Source organism: Pseudomonas sp. BN505 (assembly GCF_029873175.1).
Lineage (GTDB): Bacteria > Pseudomonadota > Gammaproteobacteria > Pseudomonadales > Pseudomonadaceae > Aquipseudomonas > Aquipseudomonas putida.
Genome location: NZ_SSOI01000033.1, coordinates 35,821 through 53,366 on the forward strand (window position 1 = coordinate 35,821; position 17,546 = coordinate 53,366).

Below are 17,546 nucleotides of genomic sequence, written 5' to 3' on the forward strand. Positions count from 1 at the left end.
TAAAGTGATGGCCTGAGGCCATGGATTGTGGCCGGCAATGCTCAACCCTCATCTTTCCCGACCAGCTGCCGATACAGCGATCGGTGGCATCGCCTCGCGCGATTTTTCAATCATTCCAAGGCAGGTCGTGTTGATGCTGCAGTACGGGCAAAAAAGCTTTCTGATCGTCGACGACTTTACCGACTTTCGCACGTCGACCCGTTCCATGCTGCGCGAGCTGGGCGTGCGCGACGTGGACACCGCCGACAGCGGCGAGCAGGCGCTGCGCATGTGCGCGCAGAAGCGCTATGACTTCATCCTGCAGGACTTCCACCTGGGCGACGGCAAGAAGAACGGCCAGCAGGTGCTCGAAGACCTGATCATCGACAAGCACATAAGCCATGAGTGCGTGTTCATCATGGTCACGGCCGAAAGCAGCCAGGCCATTGTCCTCAGCGCCATCGAGCACGAGCCCGATGCCTACCTGACCAAACCGTTCAACCGCGTTGGCCTGGCCCAGCGCGTCGAAAAACTGTTCCAGCGCAAGACGCTGCTCAAGCCGATTTTGCAGGCGCTGGACCGCAATCGCCCGGCCGAAGTGCTGGCCGCCTGTGCCGAGCTGTGCAAGAAAGACCCGCGCCTGGCACCGCTGTGCCTGCGTTATCGGGCCGATGCCCTGCGTAACCTCAACCGCTTCGAGGAACTGGAAAAGTTTCTCAAGGCCATTCTGGCCAGCCGCCCGCAGCCTTGGGTGTACGCCGCGCTGGGCGCCCTGATGCACAAGCGTGGCCAGAATGCCCAGGCCCAGGGTGTGTACGAGCAGGCGCTCAAGGCATTCCCGATCATGCCCGGCCTGTACGACGGCATGGCCGAGGTGCTGGTGGCCCAAGGCGATACCCGGCGCGCGCAAAACCTGCTTGAAGAAGCCGTGCGGCTGTCGCCACTGTCGGTACGTCGGCAGTCGACGCTGGGCAAGCTGGCGCTGGAAAACGAAGACTTCGAGAGCGCGTCGAAGGCGTTCCGCCATGCGGTGAACCAGGGGCAGAGCTCGCGCTACAAGGATGCTGAAAACAACCTTGGCCTGGTGCAGGCGCTGATGAGCAAGAACGCAGGCTTCGGCCTGGACGCCCGTACCCGGGTCGAAATCAACACCACGCTCAGCGAGGTTGCCAAGGAAAACCCCGAGGACCAGGGCTTGCAGGTACGTGCGCGGATGATGAAGGCCGCCAGCCTGCAACAGGCTGGCGACCCGGAAACGGCCGGCAAGCTGACCGAACAGGCGATCCAGCGCCTGGATAAGATGAACCAGTTCTTCTCGGTCGATGCGGCCCTGACCGTTGCCGCACAGTTGCAGGCAATGGGGCAGGAAGCCGCCGCCCTCGGCGTGCTGAAGAGCTGTGTGGAAAGTTATGGCGATGACCCCAAGGTCATGGAGAAAGTGGGCAAGCTGACGGACGACCCCAGCGTGCTCAACGCCATTACCGAAGCGGTCACCCTCAATCGCCAGGGTGTGCGCAGTTACCAGGGAGGGCAGCTTGGCGAGGCGTTGCAGATGTTCCGCAAGGCGCTGGGTATGCAGCCGAAAAACATCAGCATCGCCCTTAACACCGCCCAGGCGCTGCTGCGCATTGGCGGTGAAAACCCTCAGCCCGCGATCATGCAGGAATGCCAAGACGCCTTGACCAGCGTGGCCGGTATCCCTGCCAGCGACAATCGCTATGACCGTTACCGCAAACTGCACATCCGAGTGTTCGGCGCATGAATCAAGACAATCAGGGGCTGGATTTTTCCACGGTGATCGCCTCCACCGTGCACGACCTCAAAAGCTCTTTGTCAGCGCTGATCCAGTCCCACAGCCAGTGGATGGAGCGCTTGCCCGAAGAGCTGCGTGGTGGTGCCGAGCAGGGAATCATGGAGCACGAGTTTCGCCACCTCAACGGCATGCTGGTGCAGTTGCTGGGCCTGTACAAACTGGGTATCAACCAGTTGCCGGTGTGCCCGGACTACCACGAATTGGACGATTTCATCGAAGCCCAGTTGGCGGCGCATCAGGAAGTGCTCAAGCACAACGACATCCTCGCCACCTGGCGTGTCGACACCGACAACCCGCTGGGCTTTTTCGACCGTGAACTGGTGGCCTCGGTGATCGCCAACGTCATCACCAACGCCACCCGCTTTGCCGGGCACGCCTTGTTGATCACCATCGAAGAGGCCGACAACCAGCTGGCCATCTGCGTGAACGATGACGGTCCGGGTTATCCAAAGCACATGCTCGAGCGCCAGGAGCAATACATCCAGGGCATCGACTCGACCAGCGGCAGCACCGGCCTTGGCCTGTACTTTGCGGCGCGGATCGCGGCACTGCATGAAAGCGGCGGGGTGCGCGGACGGATCGAGATCTCCAATGGCGGGGCGCTTGGGGGCGGGTTGTTCAGGTTGTTCCTGCCTTAAGATATGTGGCGCCTGTGAAATCGAGCGACGCCTGCGCGGCGCTCGATTTCACAGGCGCCACACTTCCCAAGGCATGATCCGCGTGCGCCCACCCCATTTTCCTGTCACGCTCTTGAAAGACCCCAGGCTTTGCTTTCGAGCTCATGATGACCCAAACCCCACCTGCCCTCATCCGCGAAACCTTCCCCGTAGGCCCTTTGCAGTGCAACTGCACGCTGATTGGCGACCCACTGACCAAGAAAGCCATCGTCGTCGACCCAGGCGGTGACCCGGAGAAGATCCTGGCGCGCCTGCAGGCCCACGGCCTGACGCTGGTGAGCATCATCCATACACACGCGCACTTCGATCATTTTCTTGCCTCGGGCAAGCTCAAGGAGCTGACAGGCGCCACCCTGCACCTGCACAAGGACGACCAGGTACTGTGGGACAACCTGGAGATGCAGTGCCAGATGTTCGGCGTTCCCTACACGCCGGTACCGGCACCCGATCGCTGGCTGGGCGATGACGAAGCGCTGGCCTGTGGCTGTGGCGTGGCATTGCATACGCCTGGCCACACCCCGGGGTCGATGAGCTTCTGGTTCGCCGATGCCAAACTGCTGATCGCCGGCGACACCTTGTTCCGCCGTGGCATTGGCCGCACCGATTTGTGGGGGGGTGACCAGCGGGCTATCGTGCGTTCCATCAAGGAGCGGCTGTACCGGCTGGATGAAGAGGCCATTGTGGTGACTGGCCACGGGCCCGATACCCGCCTGGGTGACGAGATGCGAGAAAACCCTTTCGTGCGTGCCTGAGTGCACATGAAGGCACTTTCATTGAATTTTTCATTGCCGATGCAATCCAAGGCTGGCATAGATCCCTTCGTGATCTGCCGCATTTATGAATTTCAGTAGGAGCTTGTCCATGTTCACCATGCGTCGTCTGATTATCGTCGCAACTGCCGCTGCCCTGATGACTGGCTGTGCCGGCCAGAACCCTTATGACAACCAGGGTCAGGCGCAGGGCTCCACGGGGATGAGCAAGACTGCCAAGTACGGCGGCCTGGGCGCGCTGGCTGGCGCCATCGCCGGTGCGGCCATCGACCACAACAACCGTGGCAAGGGTGCGCTGATCGGCGCCGCCGCGGTAGGTGCAGCAGCAGCGGGTTATGGCTACTACGCCGACAAGCAAGAGGCCGAACTGCGCGCCCAGATGGCCAACACCGGCGTGGAAGTACAGCGTCAGGGCGACCAGATCAAACTGATCATGCCGGGCAACATCACCTTTGCCACCGACTCGGCCAACATCGCCCCAAGCTTCTACTCGCCGCTGAACAACCTCGCAGGCTCGTTCAAGCAGTTCAACCAGAACACCATTGAAGTGGTCGGGTTCACCGACAGCACCGGCAGCCGCCAGCACAACATGGACCTGTCCCAGCGCCGCGCGCAGGCGGTCAGCACCTACCTGACCTCGCAGGGTGTGGATGCTTCGCGTATTTCGGTGCGTGGCATGGGCCCGGATCAGCCGATCGCCAGCAACGCCGACGCCAATGGCCGTGCGCAGAACCGCCGGGTGGAAGTGAACCTGAAGCCGATTCCGGGCCAGCAGTATGACCAGCAACAAGGCCAGGTTCAGCAATATCCCTGATTGATGCCCGGGGCCGCCTTGCGGCCCTATCGCGGCACAAGGCCGCTCCCACAGGCATTACGCGATTTCTGTAGGAGAGGCCTTGTTGCCGCGAATGGGCTGCAAAGCGGTCCGGCTTTTAGCGCACCACGCTGGCCTGAATCGCCGTCAGGGCAATGGTATGCACGATATCGTCAACCTGAGCCCCGCGCGGCAAGTCGTTCACCGGCTTGCGCAACCCCTGCAGCATCGGCCCCAGGCTGACCCCGTCGGTACTGCGCTGCACCGCTTTGTGCGTGGTGTTGCCGGTATTCAGGTCAGGGAAGACGAACACTGTGGCACGCCCGGCCACCGGGCTATCCGGCGCCAGTTCCCGTGCAATTGCCGGGTTGGCCGCCGCGTCATACTGCAGTGGCCCATCGATCACCAACGCCTGCGCTGCGCCCTGTGCCAGGCGTGTCGCTTCGCGCACTTTGCCGACTTCTTCATCACTGACCGAATCGCTTGAATAGCTGATCATCGCCACCCGCGGCGCGATGCCGAAGGCCTGCGCCGATTCTGCGCTCTGCCTGGCAATCTCGGCCAGCTCGGTAGCGCTCGGGTGGGGGTTCATCACGCAGTCGCCGTACACCAGCACTTGCTCGGGGAACAGCATGAAGAACACTGACGACACCAGGCTGGAGCCCGGCGCGGTCTTGATCAACTGCAGGGCCGGGCGGATGGTGTTGGCGGTAGAGTGCACCAGGCCCGATACCAGGCCGTCCACTTCGTCCAGAGCCAGCATCATGGTACCGATCACCACCGGGTCTTCCAGTTGCTGCTCGGCCATCGGTGCGTTGAGGTTCTTGCTCTTGCGCAGCGCAACCATCGGCTCCACGTAGCGCCCGCGAATCAGCTCGGGGTCGAGGATTTCCAGGCCAGGCGGCAGGGTAATGCCTTGGGCGCGGGCCACGGCCTCGACATCTTCGGGTTTGGCCAGCAGCACGCAGCGGGCGATGCCGCGCGCCTGGCAGATGGCTGCGGCCTGCACCAGCAGCGGCTCGGCGCCTTCTGGCAGGACGATGCGCTTGTTGGCCTGCTGCGCCCGCTGGATCAGTTGGTAGCGGAATACCGCCGGCGACAGGCGCATCTCGCGCGGGGTGCCGCAGCGTTGGTGCAACCAGGCCGCATCGAGGTGGCTGGCGACGAAGTCGGTGATGAACTCGGCGCGCTCGCGGTCGTCGACCGGGATTTCGCGGTTCAGCGAATTGAGCTGGTTGGCGGTGTCGTACGAGCCGGTGCTGACCGACAGGATCGGCAAGCCTGCCTGCAGCGCGCCGCGGCACAGGCCAAGGATGCGCGCGTCGGGCTTGCTGTCGCTGGTCAGCAGCAGCCCGGCCAGCGGTACGCCATTGATGGCGGCCAGGCTGACGGCAAGGATGATGTCGTCGCGATCACCCGGTGTGACGACCAAGGTGCCTGATGTCAGCAGCGGTACCGTGTTGGCCACGGTGCGTGCGCAGATGATGATCTTGCTCATGCGCCGCTGCTCGTAGTCGCCAGCGTTGAGTACCTGGGCACCGAGCAGGTCGGCCACGTCGCGGGTGCGCGGGGCGTTCAGCTCAGGCTGGTAGGGGATGCAGCCGAGCAGGCGGAAATCGTTGCCGCGCAGCAGGGGCGAGTGCTCGCGCAGGCGGGTGGCGAAGGCCGCCATGCTTTCGTCGGTGCGCACCTTGTTGAGGATTACCCCGAGCACCTTCGGGTCACGTGGGCCGCCGAACAGCTGGGCCTGCAGTTCGACCCGGCCAGACAACTCGCTGAGCACTTCGTTTTCCGGGGCCGACACCAGGATCACCTCGGCATCCAGGCTCTTGGCCAGGTGCAGGTTGACCCGCGCTGCATAGCTTGCGTGGCGCGTGGGCACCATGCCCTCGACCACCACCACGTCATTGCCGACGCAGGCTTGCTGGTAGAGGCGGATGATTTCTTCGAGCAACTCGTCCAGCTGGCCGTCGCCGAGCATGCGCTCGACCTGTGCCAGGCTCAGTGGCAGCGGGGGGGTGATGCCGTGGGTGCGGGCCACCAGTTCGGTAGAGCGCTCGGGGCCGGTGTCACCCGGGTGGGGCTGGGCGATCGGCTTGAAGAAACCGACCTTCAGGCCGGCGCGCTCGAGGGTGCGCACCAGGCCCAGGCTGATGGAGGTCAGGCCGACACCAAAGTCGGTCGGCGCAATGAAAAATGTCTGCATGCGTGCTTCTCGAAATAAGCGGTGCAAGAAATTAGCGGCCAAGGGTAGCGCCATCGCCCCCTTGTGCGCACCAGCCGCAAGCAAATGGCTGGCCGATGCGCTGCGCGCGTTGTGCCGGGTCCAGCACCCAAGGGCGTGATTGCCACGGCGGTTGGTGGCGCAGATGCTGGGTATGACCGCAGGAGAGTTCGGCCACCCAATGGCCTTCTTCGTCCTGGTGAAAGCCGGTGATCCGACTGATGGGCCGTTGCTTGTCCGCAGTGCGTTCGCAATCGGACGATGGCTTGGTTACACTTGTCCGCTCTACATACTTTTGCAAAAGGTCTTGCCCCATGCTGATCGCCGCCAACAAGGCTGTCTCCATCGACTATACCCTGACCAACGACGCCGGGGAGACCATCGACAGCTCCGCCGGTGGCGCGCCGCTGGTCTACCTGCACGGTGCCGGCAACATCATCCCGGGCCTGGAAAAAGCCCTGGAAGGCAAACAGGCCGGTGACGAGCTGAACGTTTCCATCGAGCCGGAAGACGCCTACGGCGAATACCTGGCCGAGCTGGTCAGCACCCTGAACCGCAGCCTGTTCGAAGGCGTCGACGAGCTGGAAGTGGGCATGCAGTTCCACGCTTCGGCACCGGACGGCCAGATGCAGATCGTCACCATCCGTGACCTGGACGGCGACGACGTTACCGTTGACGGCAACCACCCGCTGGCCGGCCAGCGCCTGACCTTCCAGGTCAAGGTTGTCGACGTGCGTGACGCCAGCGAAGAAGAAATCGCTCACCGCCACATCCACGGTGAAGGTGGCCATCACCACTGATTTTCTGCGCTAAGCTCAGAAAGTCGCCAGGCGCTCGGGCAAGCCGATTTGCCTTCCTACGGGAGGTGGACGGTTTGGACGGGCGCCTTTTTAGTGGGCGGAATTCGCCTGCGCGGCAACCGGGAACCTGAGAGGGGATGTCATCATGAGTGCATTTCACGACCTGAAACTGGACGCGCTGAACGGCGGGGAGCTGCCCCTCGCACCGTTCAAGGGCCAAGTGGTGCTGGTGGTCAACGTTGCCTCCAAATGTGGTCTCACGCCGCAATACATGGCTCTGGAAAACCTCTACCAGGTTTACAAGGACAAGGGCTTCAATGTGCTTGGCCTGCCATGCAACCAGTTTGCCGGGCAGGAGCCGGGCAGCGAAAAGGAAATCCAGGAATTCTGCAGCCTCAACTACGGGGTGAGCTTCCCGCTGGGCGGCAAGCTGGAAGTCAATGGGCCACAGCGTCATTCGTTGTACCGCCTGCTGGCGGGCGAGGGGGCTGAGTTTCCTGGTGACATCAGCTGGAACTTCGAGAAGTTTCTGGTGGGCAAGGACGGGCGGGTGCTGGCGCGCTTCTCGCCGCGCACGGCGCCGGATGATCCGGCGGTGGTGCAGGCAATCGAAAAAGCACTGGCCTGAAAGTCTTGCGCGGTCCCTGTAGGAGCGGCCTTGTGCCGCGAATGGGCCGCAACGCGGCCCCTCGATGGCTTTGACATCGAGATCCGGGGCCGCTATGCGGCCCATTCGCGGCACAAGGCCGCTCCTACACAGATCGCGTAGCACCCAGCCGCGAAGCGAGTGAGGCCGCAGCCTGGTTCCGGGCCGCATCGAGATACCCCTCAAACTGCTCGACAATCGCCGGCCAACCTTGACGGCTGGCATGCTGCCGCGCATTCAGGCGCACCCGGCGCAAGGTTTCCTCTTCCTCCAGCAGCCAGCAAGCCGCATCGACAAACGCCGCCTGGTCCCCCGGCATGGCCAGCGCCCCGCTGTGGCCATGGCGAATATGCTGCGCAGCCGCCGCCTCGTCATAGGCAACCACCGCCAACCCCGAAGCCATGGCTTCGAGCACCACATTGCCAAACGTTTCGGTCAGGCTCGGGAACAGGAACAGGTCACCGCTGGCGTAATGCTCTGCCAGCACCTCGCCGCGCTGGGCGCCGCAGAACATGGCGTCCGGCATCTCCTGCTGGAGGGCGGCGCGCTGCGGACCGTCACCCACCATGATCAGGCGCAGGCGCTTCTGTGGATAAGTCGTCTGCAGTGCCTCAAGGCAAGGCCGCAGCAAGCCAAGGTTCTTTTCCACCGCCAGCCGCCCGACATGCAGCACGGCGAGATCGTCCGGGCCGAGCCCCCAGCTTTCGCGCAACGCCTGGCTGCGCCGGGCCGGGTTGAACAGGCAGGCATCGACACCCCGTGCGAGCAGCTCCAGGCGCTCGAAACCACGTCGCTCAAGCTCCAGGCGTTGGCTGACACTGGGCACCAGGGTGATTGCCGTGCGCCGATGGAACCAGCGCAGGTAGTGGGTGAGCAGGCGTGCCAGCAAACCCAGGCCGTACTGGCCGGAGTACTGCGGGAAGTTGGTGTGGAAGCCGCTGACGATCGCGATTCCCAGGCGCCTGGCCGCGCGCAGTGCGCTGAGCCCCAGCGGCCCCTCGGTGGCGATGTACAGCACATCCGGGCGCTGCCGCCGCCAGCGGCGCAACAACTTGTGCATCGACACCTCGCCCCACTGCAAACCGGGGTAACCAGGCAGCGCCCAGCCACGGCAGAGCATCAGGTACGGGTCGTTGTGCACGGGGGCTTCGCCGGCTTGGCGCGGGCGCACCACCTCCACCTCATGGCCGCGCTGACGCAGTCCTTCGCCAAGGCGGCCAAGGGTGTTGGCCACGCCGTTGATTTCGGGTGGGAATGTTTCGCTGACCAGGGTAATGCGTAGGGCGGGTGTATTCATGACAAAAAGTTTCCGCTTGCCGGGTTGCGCCAATGTGACTGCAATGTGACGTACATATGACGCCTGACCGCTGACGCTTTTGCCTTTATGAATATTTCGTTGCGAGGTGCTCAAGAAGATGGAACCGGCAGCCGATGAAGATGCATTCGACTAGGTGATGCGCTCCAGGAGTGCGGTGATGTTCAACAGCAAGCTCAAGCAAGAAATCCGGAAGCTGCGCGAAGACCTGATGTCCGTGGAACAGGTCAAGAGTAGTCTCGACAGCGAGATGCTGGTACTTCAACTCGACCCACAGGGACGGATCGAGATGGTAAACGGCAACTTCGAGAGCGAAATGCTCTACCGTTCCGATCAATTGCTTGGACGCAACATCGAGGACATCGTCCCAGCCCATGTGAAGTCGCTGGATTTCTACCAACGCATGAAGAGCGCGATCAGACGTGGCGAGCATTTGAACGGCGCCTTCCGTCTGCTGCGTGGCAACGGCCAGGAAGCCTGGCTGCGGTCGATCCTGCAGCCGGTGAAGAACAGCGAGGGGCGCATCAAGTACTTCACGCTGCACTCCAGCGACCTGACCCGCACCATTGAGACGTCTCGCGAGCACGAAAGCCTGATCAAGGCGCTGATGCGCTCTACCGCGGTTATCGAATTTGCCCTCGACGGCACCATCCTCACCGCCAACGAACGCTTCCTGGCCAGCGTTGGTTACCGCCTGGAGCAGATCCGCGGCAAGCATCACCGCATGTTCTGCGAGCCGGAGGAGGCCAACTCGGCCGGCTACCAGGCCTTCTGGGACAAGCTGCGCCGTGGCGAGTACGTGGCCGAGCGTTTCAAACGCATCGATGCCCATGGCCGTGTGGTCTGGCTGGAGGCCTCGTACAACCCGCTGTTCGATGCCCACGACGTACTCTACAAAGTGGTCAAGTTTGCCACCGTGATTACCGACCAGGTCAATCAGGAGCAGGCGGTGGCCGAGGCAGCAGATGTTGCCTACAACACCTCGCTGGGTACTGATGTCAGCGCCCAGAAGGCCACCGATGTGGTCACCCAGACCGTCAGCGTGATGCGCGGCCTGGAAGCCTCGATGCAGGAGGCGGCCGAGGGCATCCAGGCGCTGGATACACAGTCGCGGGTGATTGGCTCGATCATCAAGACCATCAGCGACATTGCCGGGCAGACTAACCTGCTGGCGCTCAACGCCGCCATTGAGGCGGCCCGCGCGGGCGAGCAAGGGCGTGGCTTTGCGGTGGTTGCCGACGAAGTGCGCCAGCTCGCCTCGCGCACCAGCACCGCGACCGAGGAAATTGCCCGGGTAGTGAAGCAGAACGAGCAGCTGGCGCAGGCGGCGGTGGAGATCATCGACACCAGCAAGCGCCAGGCGGAGCAGGGGCTGGCGCTGGCCGATGAGACGGGCAACGTGATTGTCGAGATCCAGGACGGGGCGAAGCGGGTGGTGGATGTGGTGGGGCAGTTCTCCAGCCGGTTGGGGCAGTAGAGCCCAGAGCAGATCTGGTCTGCCTTTTGGTGGACCCAATGGCTTTCACCATCACTCAGGCTGCCGCCTCACCTTGTGGAGCAGCCTTGTGCTGCGAAGAGGCCGGTAAGGCTAAAGATTGTCTTCGGCTGCAATGGCCTCTTCGCAGCGCAAGGCTGCTCCTACAGGGGGCGCGTATACCTGGGGAGTCAGCTACGCTCCCGCACCCAGAACAACGTGGCCCCGGCCACCGCCGCCGGCATCATCAGCACGTTCACCCCTGGGATCATCAGTGCCAGGTAGGTGATGCCGCCAAAGCCCAGCGACTGCCAGCGCTTGCTGCGCAGCCAGGCCAGCATGTCCTGCCAGCTCATCTTGTTGTTGTCCGCGGGGTAGTCGATGTACTGAATGGCCATCATCCATACCCCGAACATCAGCCACAGTGGCGCGGCGATTACGTTGATCACGGGGATGAGCGACAGGATGAACAGGCCGATGGCCCGTGGCAGGAAGTAGCCCAACTTGCGCATTTCGCGGCTGAAGGTGCGTGGCACCATGGCCACCAGCTCGCCCCAGCTGAACGCCGGGAAGGTGTCTTCGCCACGCACCACCACTTCGACCTTTTCCGCCAGGAAGCCATTGAACGGCGCGGCAATGATGTTGGCCACCAGGGTGAAGGTGAAGAACACCATCAGCACCAGCAGGGCAACGAACAGCGGCCAGAGTATGTAGCTGAGAAAGCTCAGCCAGTCTGGGAGCGTTGGCATCAGGGCATCGAGCCAAAGGCCGAACTGGTGGCCGGCGAAGTAGACCATGCCACCGAACAGCAGCAGGTTTACCGCCAGCGGCAGTAGCACGAACAACCGCAGGTTGGGGCTCAGCACCAGTTTCAGGCCTTCGCGCAGGTATTGGGGGCCGGAGAGGACAGGGGCTTGCATCGGGAGACTCCGCAGAGAAGGAAAACGCGCTGACCTTACCGAGTTTGCCGCGCCGACGAAAGGTGGCTGGTAAGCGGGACACGGGCTGTAACAAAAGCGCCAGGGCTGGGCCACGGATGAAATCAGTGAATAGACCGTGCCTATGAGGTGGATTGTCTAAGGATATTTCCTTAATCTTTGCGACCTCGCTACAGTGCGCTCAACTTTCCGCTTTTCGGGCCTGCGCGTTGTAGCCTTCCCCAAGTGCTGCGTGGGTCCGTTTTAATTTTCCAGCTGGCGCAGCCGGTACACCGATGCCGGCCCGTGCCGCCGGCTCGACAGGAGTTCGACATGTCTGAAGTACGTCATTCGCGCGTCATCATTCTCGGTTCCGGCCCTGCCGGTTACAGTGCTGCAGTCTACGCTGCCCGCGCCAACCTCAAGCCGCTGCTGATCACCGGCATGCAGGCGGGCGGCCAGCTGACCACCACCACCGAAGTTGACAACTGGCCGGGCGACCCCCACGGCCTGACCGGCCCGGCCCTGATGCAGCGCATGCAGGAACACGCCGAGCGTTTCGAAACCGAAATCGTCTTCGACCACATCAATGCTGTCGACCTGGCCAACAAGCCGTTCACCCTGCAGGGTGACAGCGGCAAATACACCTGCGACGCACTGATCGTCGCCACCGGTGCCAGCGCCCGCTACCTGGGCCTGCCGTCGGAAGAAACCTTCATGGGCAAGGGCGTTTCGGCTTGCGCCACCTGCGACGGTTTCTTCTACCGCAACAAGCCAGTCGCAGTGGTTGGCGGCGGTAACACTGCCGTGGAAGAAGCGCTTTACCTGGCCAACATCGCCAGCAAGGTTACCTTGGTGCACCGTCGCGAGACCTTCCGCGCCGAGAAGATCCTGGTCGACAAGCTCAACGCCCGTGTGGCCGAAGGCAAGATCGAGCTCAAGCTCAACGCCACCCTGGACGAAGTTTTGGGTGACAACATGGGCGTAACCGGTGCGCGCCTGAAGAACAACGACGGCAGCAGCGACGAAATCAAGGTCGACGGCGTATTCATTGCCATTGGCCACACCCCGAACACCTCGCTGTTCGAAGGCCAGCTGACCCTCAAGGACGGCTACCTGGTGGTCAACGGCGGCCGTGAAGGCAACGCTACCGCCACCAACGTTGAAGGTGTGTTCGCTGCAGGTGACGTGGCTGACCACGTTTACCGTCAGGCCATTACCTCGGCCGGCGCTGGCTGCATGGCGGCTCTGGACGTGGAGCGTTACCTGGACGGCCTGGCCAACGCCTCGTTCTGATCAGATAGCGCACCAAAAAAACCGGCCGAAAGGCCGGTTTTTTATTGCCTGCGGTCAGCTCACAGGCTCAACCGCATGGACAGGTCCACTGCTTTCACATCCTTGGTCATGGCACCAATCGAGATGTAGTCCACGCCAGTCTCGGCAATTACCCGCAAGGTCGTCTCGTTCACCCCGCCGCTGGCCTCCAGCTTGGCCTTGCCCGCGTTAATACGCACCGCTTCGCGCATTTCGTCCAGGTTCAGCTCGTCGAGCATGATGATGTCCGCGCCCGCTGCCAGCGCCTCTCGCAGTTCATCCAGGCTTTCCACTTCGATCTCTACCGGCTTGCCCGGCGCAATACGGTGCGCCGCCGTTACGGCCTCGGCAACACCGCCGCTGGCGGCGATGTGGTTTTCCTTGATCAGGAAGGCGTCGTACAGGCCGATGCGGTGGTTGTCGCAGCCGCCGCAGGTAACCGCGTACTTCTGTGCCAGGCGCAGGCCGGGCAGGGTTTTGCGGGTGTCCAGCAGGCGCACCTGGGTGCCTTCCACCAGGTCGGCCAGGAAACGCGCACGGGTGGCGACCCCCGACAGCATCTGCAGGAAGTTCAGCGCGCTGCGCTCGCCGCTCAGCAGCGAGCGGGCCGGGCCTTCCAGGTGGAACAGCGGCTGGTTGGCCGTGGCGCGATCACCGTCGGCCACCTGCCAGTGCACAGCCACACGCGGGTCGAGCTGGCGAAACACGGCGTCAACCCAGGCAGTGCCGGCAATCACGCAGTCTTCGCGGGTGATGATGGTGGCCTTGGCCAGGCGCTCGGCCGGGATCAGCTGCGCGGTGATGTCGCCACTGCCGATGTCCTCCAACAGTGCGCGGCGCACGTTGGCTTCGATTTCAGCGGTCAGGTCGGCAAGGCGTAGGTTCGGCATGGTCGGCTCCACAAGCTAGATGCCGGCGATTATAGGGCAGGGGGCCGATGTGTACAGCCGCCCCGGCCATGACCTTTGGTCGGTCTTCGTGAGCAATGCCTGCAAACCAGGGTCATTAACCCGTCCATGAATCGGCGCTGGCAGCTGTGCGATTTTTTACCGATAATGGCGACCAGTATTTGGCGTCATAGCTTTGACGATTTACAGCCCCTTCGGGCAAGACACCCTGCAAGGAGTCCAGGATGCAAAAAGAAGGCAAGGTGGTGCCCCTGGCGGCAGCCATCGACCGAGGGGGGCGTACGCCTCTGCCTTGCCTTCCGGTATTGCTCCTGCAAGTGCGCGACAAGGCTGCCCTGCAACTGCGCCAGGGCTTGCAGGCGCTGTTCGACAATGCTGACGACACCCTGTTCGAGATGGCCGACAAGGCCGTTGATCGCTGCGACCAGAACCTGTACTTCGAGGCCATGCGCGATCTGCGCCTGAAGCGCAAAAGTATCGAACGCGGCTTCCTTGATACCTTCTATGACGCTTACGCCCGCATCGGCCAGGTCGACCTGCTGGCGCAGCTGGCAGAAGCCGGCAACCTGCGTAGCAAGGTGCAACTGGAACGGGCTGCGGCCATCGAAGGCATGGTCGCGCGGGTGCTGTCGCGCGATGGTATTGCCCTGCAGCAACTGGGCCTGCGTTTGCAGGCCTTGCTCGACCGCCCCGTGCATGAGCAGCGCAACCCGCTCGGCCCTGCTGCATTGTGCGGGTACTTCCTTGAAGCTGGCCGTAACCTGGGGGTGGGCTTACGGGTCAAACTGGTCCTGCTCAAGCTTTTCGAGCGTTATGTCTTGCGCGATGTCGACGTCATCTATGCCGAAGCCAACCAGTTGCTGGCCGTCGCCGGTGTGCTGCCCGAGTTGCAACCGGCCCCGCGCCGGCGTGCCGAAGACCGGCGCATGAGGGCAGGACGAGGGCCGGCAAGCCAAGGCCAGGAAGTGGGGGCGGATGCGGCAGGCCAGGCCTTCTTTGCCTCGTTGCAAACCTTGCTGGCCCCGGCGCGCGGGCAGTTCGCACCGCGATTGCAGGCGGTGGCTGCGGCCCAGTCGATCAGCACTGCTGACCTGGTCCGCCTGCTTTCGCATTTGCAGCACTACGTGCCGGCTACCGGCGAGCCTGATGATTTCGAACTCGGCCAACAACTCGAACAACTGCTGCTGCGGGTCAGCGTGCGCAGTGGCACGCGCCGGCGCATCGCCGTAGCCGACGAGGACATGATCAACCTGGTCGGCCTGCTGTTCGCCTGTATTCAAGGCGACGACAACCTGCCGGCCAGCCTGCGTGCGCTGATCGCGCGCCTGCATATCCCGCTGCTCAAGGTCGCCCTGCTGGACAAGGGGTTGTTCAGCCGGGCCAGTCACCCTGCACGCCGGCTGCTCAACGAAATCGCGGGCGCAGCCATTGGCTGGGAGTGCGGTGGCGAAGGCCTGCGCGACAGCCTGCACTTGCGGGTAGAGCGCATAGTCCAGCGCTTGATCAATGATTTCGCCGAAGATACCGGCCTGTTTGCCGAACTGCTCGACGAGTTCCTTGCGTTCAATCAGGAGGAACGGCGGCGCAACGAATTGCTTGAGCAACGCACGCGCGACGCCGAAGAAGGGCGTGCCCGTGCCCTGCAGGCCCGGCAGCAGGTACAGCGGGAGCTCAACCAGCGCCTGCGTGGTCGGGTCTTGCCCTTGGTGGTTGTGCAAATGCTGGTACAGGCCTGGAGCCAGGTGCTGCTGCTGGCCTGGCTCAAGCAGGGTGAAGCCTCCCAGGCCTGGCGGGATAGCTTGCAGACGGTGGACACGCTATTGGCCACTATCACCCTCGGGCATGAGCCGCAAACCCTGTTGCAGCAGGTGCCGGGCCTGCTCAAGGCGCTGCGCGATGGCTTGGCCAGCGTGGCCCTGAATTCGGCGGCAACCCGTGAGTTCTTCCTGCAACTGGAGCAATTGCACCTGCGTGCCTGCGCAGGCGCTGAGCTAACGGTTGACCATGGCCAACCTCTGGCCGAAGTGCTGGTGGACAAAGATATCGTGCTGGCGATTGCCGAAGAACCGTCCTGCGCGCCCTTGCACATTGCCGATGGCCAGGCTGCAGCGTTGCGGCAGGTGCAGCGCTTGCGCATCGGGACCTGGGTTGAAGTACTTGATGACGACGAACCGCTGCGCTGCAAGCTGGTGGCACATATCGACAGCAGCGACAGGCTGGTGTTTGCCAACCGCACCGGCATGAAGGTGCGAGAGTGGAGCGGCGCGGGCCTGGCGCAGGCGCTACACCGGGGGGACGTGCGGGTGCTGGATGACGGGTTGTTGTTCGAGCGGGCGTTGGAAGCGGTGCTCGACGGGCTGCGGCAACCGCAGGTGCGGTAGCCGGCAACATTACAATCATTCACATGCCAACGGCGTTGGCGGCAGGGCATACTGTGTTTCTGTTCAAGGCGCTTTCAGGATTTGCCCCATGCAATTGGACCGTGCCACTGGCTGGTTCCACGGAATCGGAATCACCCACTGCCCCTCGCCGAACTTCAATGCCCGCCCCGAAGGCGAAGTGGTTTCCCTGCTGGTGATCCACAACATCAGCCTGCCGCCGGCCTGCTTTGGTACCGGCAAGGTGCAGCAGTTCTTCCAGAATCGCCTGGACCCCGACGAGCACCCTTATTTCGCCAGCATCAGCCAGCTGACCGTGTCGGCGCACCTGTTCGTCGAGCGTGACGGGGCGGTGACGCAGTTCGTGTCATTGCTGGAGCGCGCCTGGCACGCAGGTGTGTCGTGCTTCGACGGGCGCGAAGGCTGCAACGATTTTTCCATCGGCATCGAGCTGGAAGGCACCGACGACCTGCCCTATACCGATGCCCAGTACGGCGTGCTGGAGCAGCTAACCCGGCACATTCGCAGCGCCTGGCCGGCCATCGACCTGGGCCGCATTCAGGGCCACAGCGACATTGCCCCGCAACGCAAGACCGACCCCGGCCCGTCGTTCGATTGGCCGCGCTACCGTGAAGCGTTGCTGCACAACGAGGACAAGGCATGAGTTTTCTGGTGTTGCTGCTGGCGCTGTGGGTCGAGAAGTTTTCGGCCCTGCGCCATCAAGTGCAGCGTGATGGGTTCTTTCTTGGCGAACTGGTACGCCTGGAGCGCAGCGGCAAGGTGCACCCCTGGTGGACGCTGGCCATCCTGGTGTTGGCACCGGTAGCGCTGCTGGTGTTGCTGCTGCATGTGCTGGAGCCGGTGGCCTATGGGCTGTTGGCGTTGCCGGTGCATCTGCTGGTGTTGGTCTACAGCCTGGGCCGTGGCGATGCCAAGGCGTCGCTGGGACCGTTCCGTGATGCCTGGCGACGCGGTGATGATCAAGCGGCGCTGCATGTTGCAGAGCGCGACCTGGGCGTGGTGGCGGACGAGCCGCATAGCCTGTTGGTGCGTGTGCAGGGCAACCTGCTGTGGCAGGTGTACCAAGGCTTTTTCGCGGTGATCTTCTGGTATTTCGTGCTGGGCCCTGGTGCGGTGCTGGCATATCGCCTGCTGGCGCTGTGTGGCGAGCACAGCAAGCAGCCTGCGTTGAAGGCGCGGGCCGAACAACTGCGGCACATCATGGACTGGCTGCCGGTTCGCTTGATGGCGTTGAGCTTTGCGCTGGTGGGCAACTTCCTCGCAGTGACCCGGGTGATGCTGCACGAGGTGCTCAACTGGCACATCAGTGCTGCGCACCTGGTGGCGCGGGTGGGGCGCATTGCCGATGATATTCCCGATGAAGAAGACAGCCAGCGTGGGTTGGGGCGGCTGGACAGCCTGTGGGAGCTGCTGCTGCGCTGTGCGGTGTTGTGGTATGCCGGGTTCGCGTTGTGGACCGTGCTGGTTTGACATAGGGTCGCCTTGCTATTTGCGTC

General features: G+C 63.0%; 16 protein-coding genes. 11 read left to right on the forward strand and 5 right to left on the reverse strand.

Annotated elements, in window-relative coordinates:
* Positions 1–133: 133 nt before the first annotated feature.
* The 4 genes from E8E78_RS10835 to E8E78_RS10850 all read left to right on the forward strand — a co-directional run bounded on the left by E8E78_RS10835 (position 134) and on the right by E8E78_RS10850 (position 4,053).
* Positions 134–1,741: a tetratricopeptide repeat-containing response regulator gene (locus tag E8E78_RS10835; RefSeq protein WP_016501469.1), complete on the forward strand. Its 1,608-nt coding sequence runs from the start codon at positions 134–136 to the stop codon at positions 1,739–1,741.
* Positions 1,738–2,430 carry a HAMP domain-containing sensor histidine kinase gene (locus tag E8E78_RS10840; protein ID WP_016501468.1) on the forward strand — a complete coding sequence of 231 codons (693 nt, stop codon included), beginning with the start codon at positions 1,738–1,740 and terminating at the stop codon, positions 2,428–2,430. The genes E8E78_RS10835 and E8E78_RS10840 overlap by 4 nt, the downstream gene beginning before the upstream one ends.
* A 146-nt stretch (positions 2,431–2,576) precedes the next feature.
* Positions 2,577–3,221 carry an MBL fold metallo-hydrolase gene (locus E8E78_RS10845; protein ID WP_049277269.1) on the forward strand — a complete coding sequence of 215 codons (645 nt, stop codon included), beginning with the start codon at positions 2,577–2,579 and terminating at the stop codon, positions 3,219–3,221.
* A gap of 109 nt (positions 3,222–3,330) precedes the next feature.
* Positions 3,331–4,053 carry an OmpA family protein gene (locus tag E8E78_RS10850; RefSeq protein WP_016501466.1) on the forward strand — a complete coding sequence of 241 codons (723 nt, stop codon included), beginning with the start codon at positions 3,331–3,333 and terminating at the stop codon, positions 4,051–4,053.
* Positions 4,054–4,171: 118 nt separating this feature from the next.
* Here the strand turns inward: E8E78_RS10850 and pta are convergent, their stop codons facing one another.
* On the reverse strand, positions 4,172–6,259 hold the full coding sequence (gene pta, locus E8E78_RS10855; RefSeq protein ID WP_016501465.1) for a phosphate acetyltransferase: 2,088 nt from the start codon (positions 6,257–6,259) through the stop codon (positions 4,172–4,174).
* A 31-nt stretch (positions 6,260–6,290) separates the two neighbouring features.
* Positions 6,291–6,593: a DUF3565 domain-containing protein gene (locus tag E8E78_RS10860; RefSeq protein ID WP_049277234.1), complete on the reverse strand. Its 303-nt coding sequence runs from the start codon at positions 6,591–6,593 to the stop codon at positions 6,291–6,293.
* On the opposite strand from E8E78_RS10860, the gene E8E78_RS10865 reads away from it, so the two are divergent.
* Entirely contained in the window at positions 6,592–7,077 is a 486-nt protein-coding gene (locus E8E78_RS10865) for a peptidylprolyl isomerase (RefSeq protein WP_016501463.1), read from the forward strand. The genes E8E78_RS10860 and E8E78_RS10865 overlap by 2 nt on opposite strands.
* Positions 7,078–7,222: 145 nt before the next feature.
* A complete protein-coding gene (locus E8E78_RS10870; RefSeq protein ID WP_049277235.1) occupies positions 7,223–7,705 on the forward strand; it encodes a glutathione peroxidase in 483 nt (160 codons plus the stop codon).
* A gap of 124 nt (positions 7,706–7,829) precedes the next feature.
* Here E8E78_RS10870 and E8E78_RS10875 read toward each other — a convergent pair whose 3' ends face one another.
* The gene (locus E8E78_RS10875; protein WP_059396052.1) at positions 7,830–9,020 is read right to left on the reverse strand and encodes a glycosyltransferase family 1 protein; all 1,191 of its coding nucleotides are present in this window, start codon (positions 9,018–9,020) and stop codon (positions 7,830–7,832) included.
* 178 nt (positions 9,021–9,198) lie between these two features.
* Between E8E78_RS10875 and E8E78_RS10880 the strand changes: the two genes are divergently transcribed.
* The gene (locus tag E8E78_RS10880; RefSeq protein ID WP_059396051.1) at positions 9,199–10,515 is read left to right on the forward strand and encodes a PAS domain-containing methyl-accepting chemotaxis protein; all 1,317 of its coding nucleotides are present in this window, start codon (positions 9,199–9,201) and stop codon (positions 10,513–10,515) included.
* A gap of 188 nt (positions 10,516–10,703) precedes the next feature.
* Here the strand turns inward: E8E78_RS10880 and cysZ are convergent, their stop codons facing one another.
* A complete protein-coding gene (cysZ, locus tag E8E78_RS10885) occupies positions 10,704–11,432 on the reverse strand; it encodes a sulfate transporter CysZ (RefSeq protein ID WP_059396050.1) in 729 nt (242 codons plus the stop codon).
* A gap of 330 nt (positions 11,433–11,762) precedes the next feature.
* Here cysZ and trxB point away from each other — a divergent pair, with 330 nt between their 5' ends.
* The gene (trxB, locus tag E8E78_RS10890; RefSeq protein ID WP_059396049.1) at positions 11,763–12,725 is read left to right on the forward strand and encodes a thioredoxin-disulfide reductase; all 963 of its coding nucleotides are present in this window, start codon (positions 11,763–11,765) and stop codon (positions 12,723–12,725) included.
* A 59-nt stretch (positions 12,726–12,784) separates the two neighbouring features.
* Here the strand turns inward: trxB and nadC are convergent, their stop codons facing one another.
* Positions 12,785–13,633: a carboxylating nicotinate-nucleotide diphosphorylase gene (gene nadC, locus E8E78_RS10895; RefSeq protein ID WP_016501457.1), complete on the reverse strand. Its 849-nt coding sequence runs from the start codon at positions 13,631–13,633 to the stop codon at positions 12,785–12,787.
* Positions 13,634–13,875: 242 nt separating this feature from the next.
* Here nadC and E8E78_RS10900 point away from each other — a divergent pair, with 242 nt between their 5' ends.
* The 3 genes from E8E78_RS10900 (at position 13,876) to ampE (ending at position 17,520) form a co-directional block, all read left to right on the forward strand.
* On the forward strand, positions 13,876–16,032 hold the full coding sequence (locus E8E78_RS10900; protein ID WP_280313630.1) for a DUF1631 domain-containing protein: 2,157 nt from the start codon (positions 13,876–13,878) through the stop codon (positions 16,030–16,032).
* A gap of 88 nt (positions 16,033–16,120) precedes the next feature.
* Positions 16,121–16,693 carry a 1,6-anhydro-N-acetylmuramyl-L-alanine amidase AmpD gene (gene ampD / locus E8E78_RS10905; protein WP_016501455.1) on the forward strand — a complete coding sequence of 191 codons (573 nt, stop codon included), beginning with the start codon at positions 16,121–16,123 and terminating at the stop codon, positions 16,691–16,693.
* Positions 16,690–17,520 (forward strand): regulatory signaling modulator protein AmpE, encoded by an 831-nt coding sequence (gene ampE / locus E8E78_RS10910; RefSeq protein WP_197864920.1) that lies wholly within the window; start codon positions 16,690–16,692, stop codon positions 17,518–17,520. The genes ampD and ampE overlap by 4 nt, the downstream gene beginning before the upstream one ends.
* Positions 17,521–17,546: the final 26 nt, after the last annotated feature.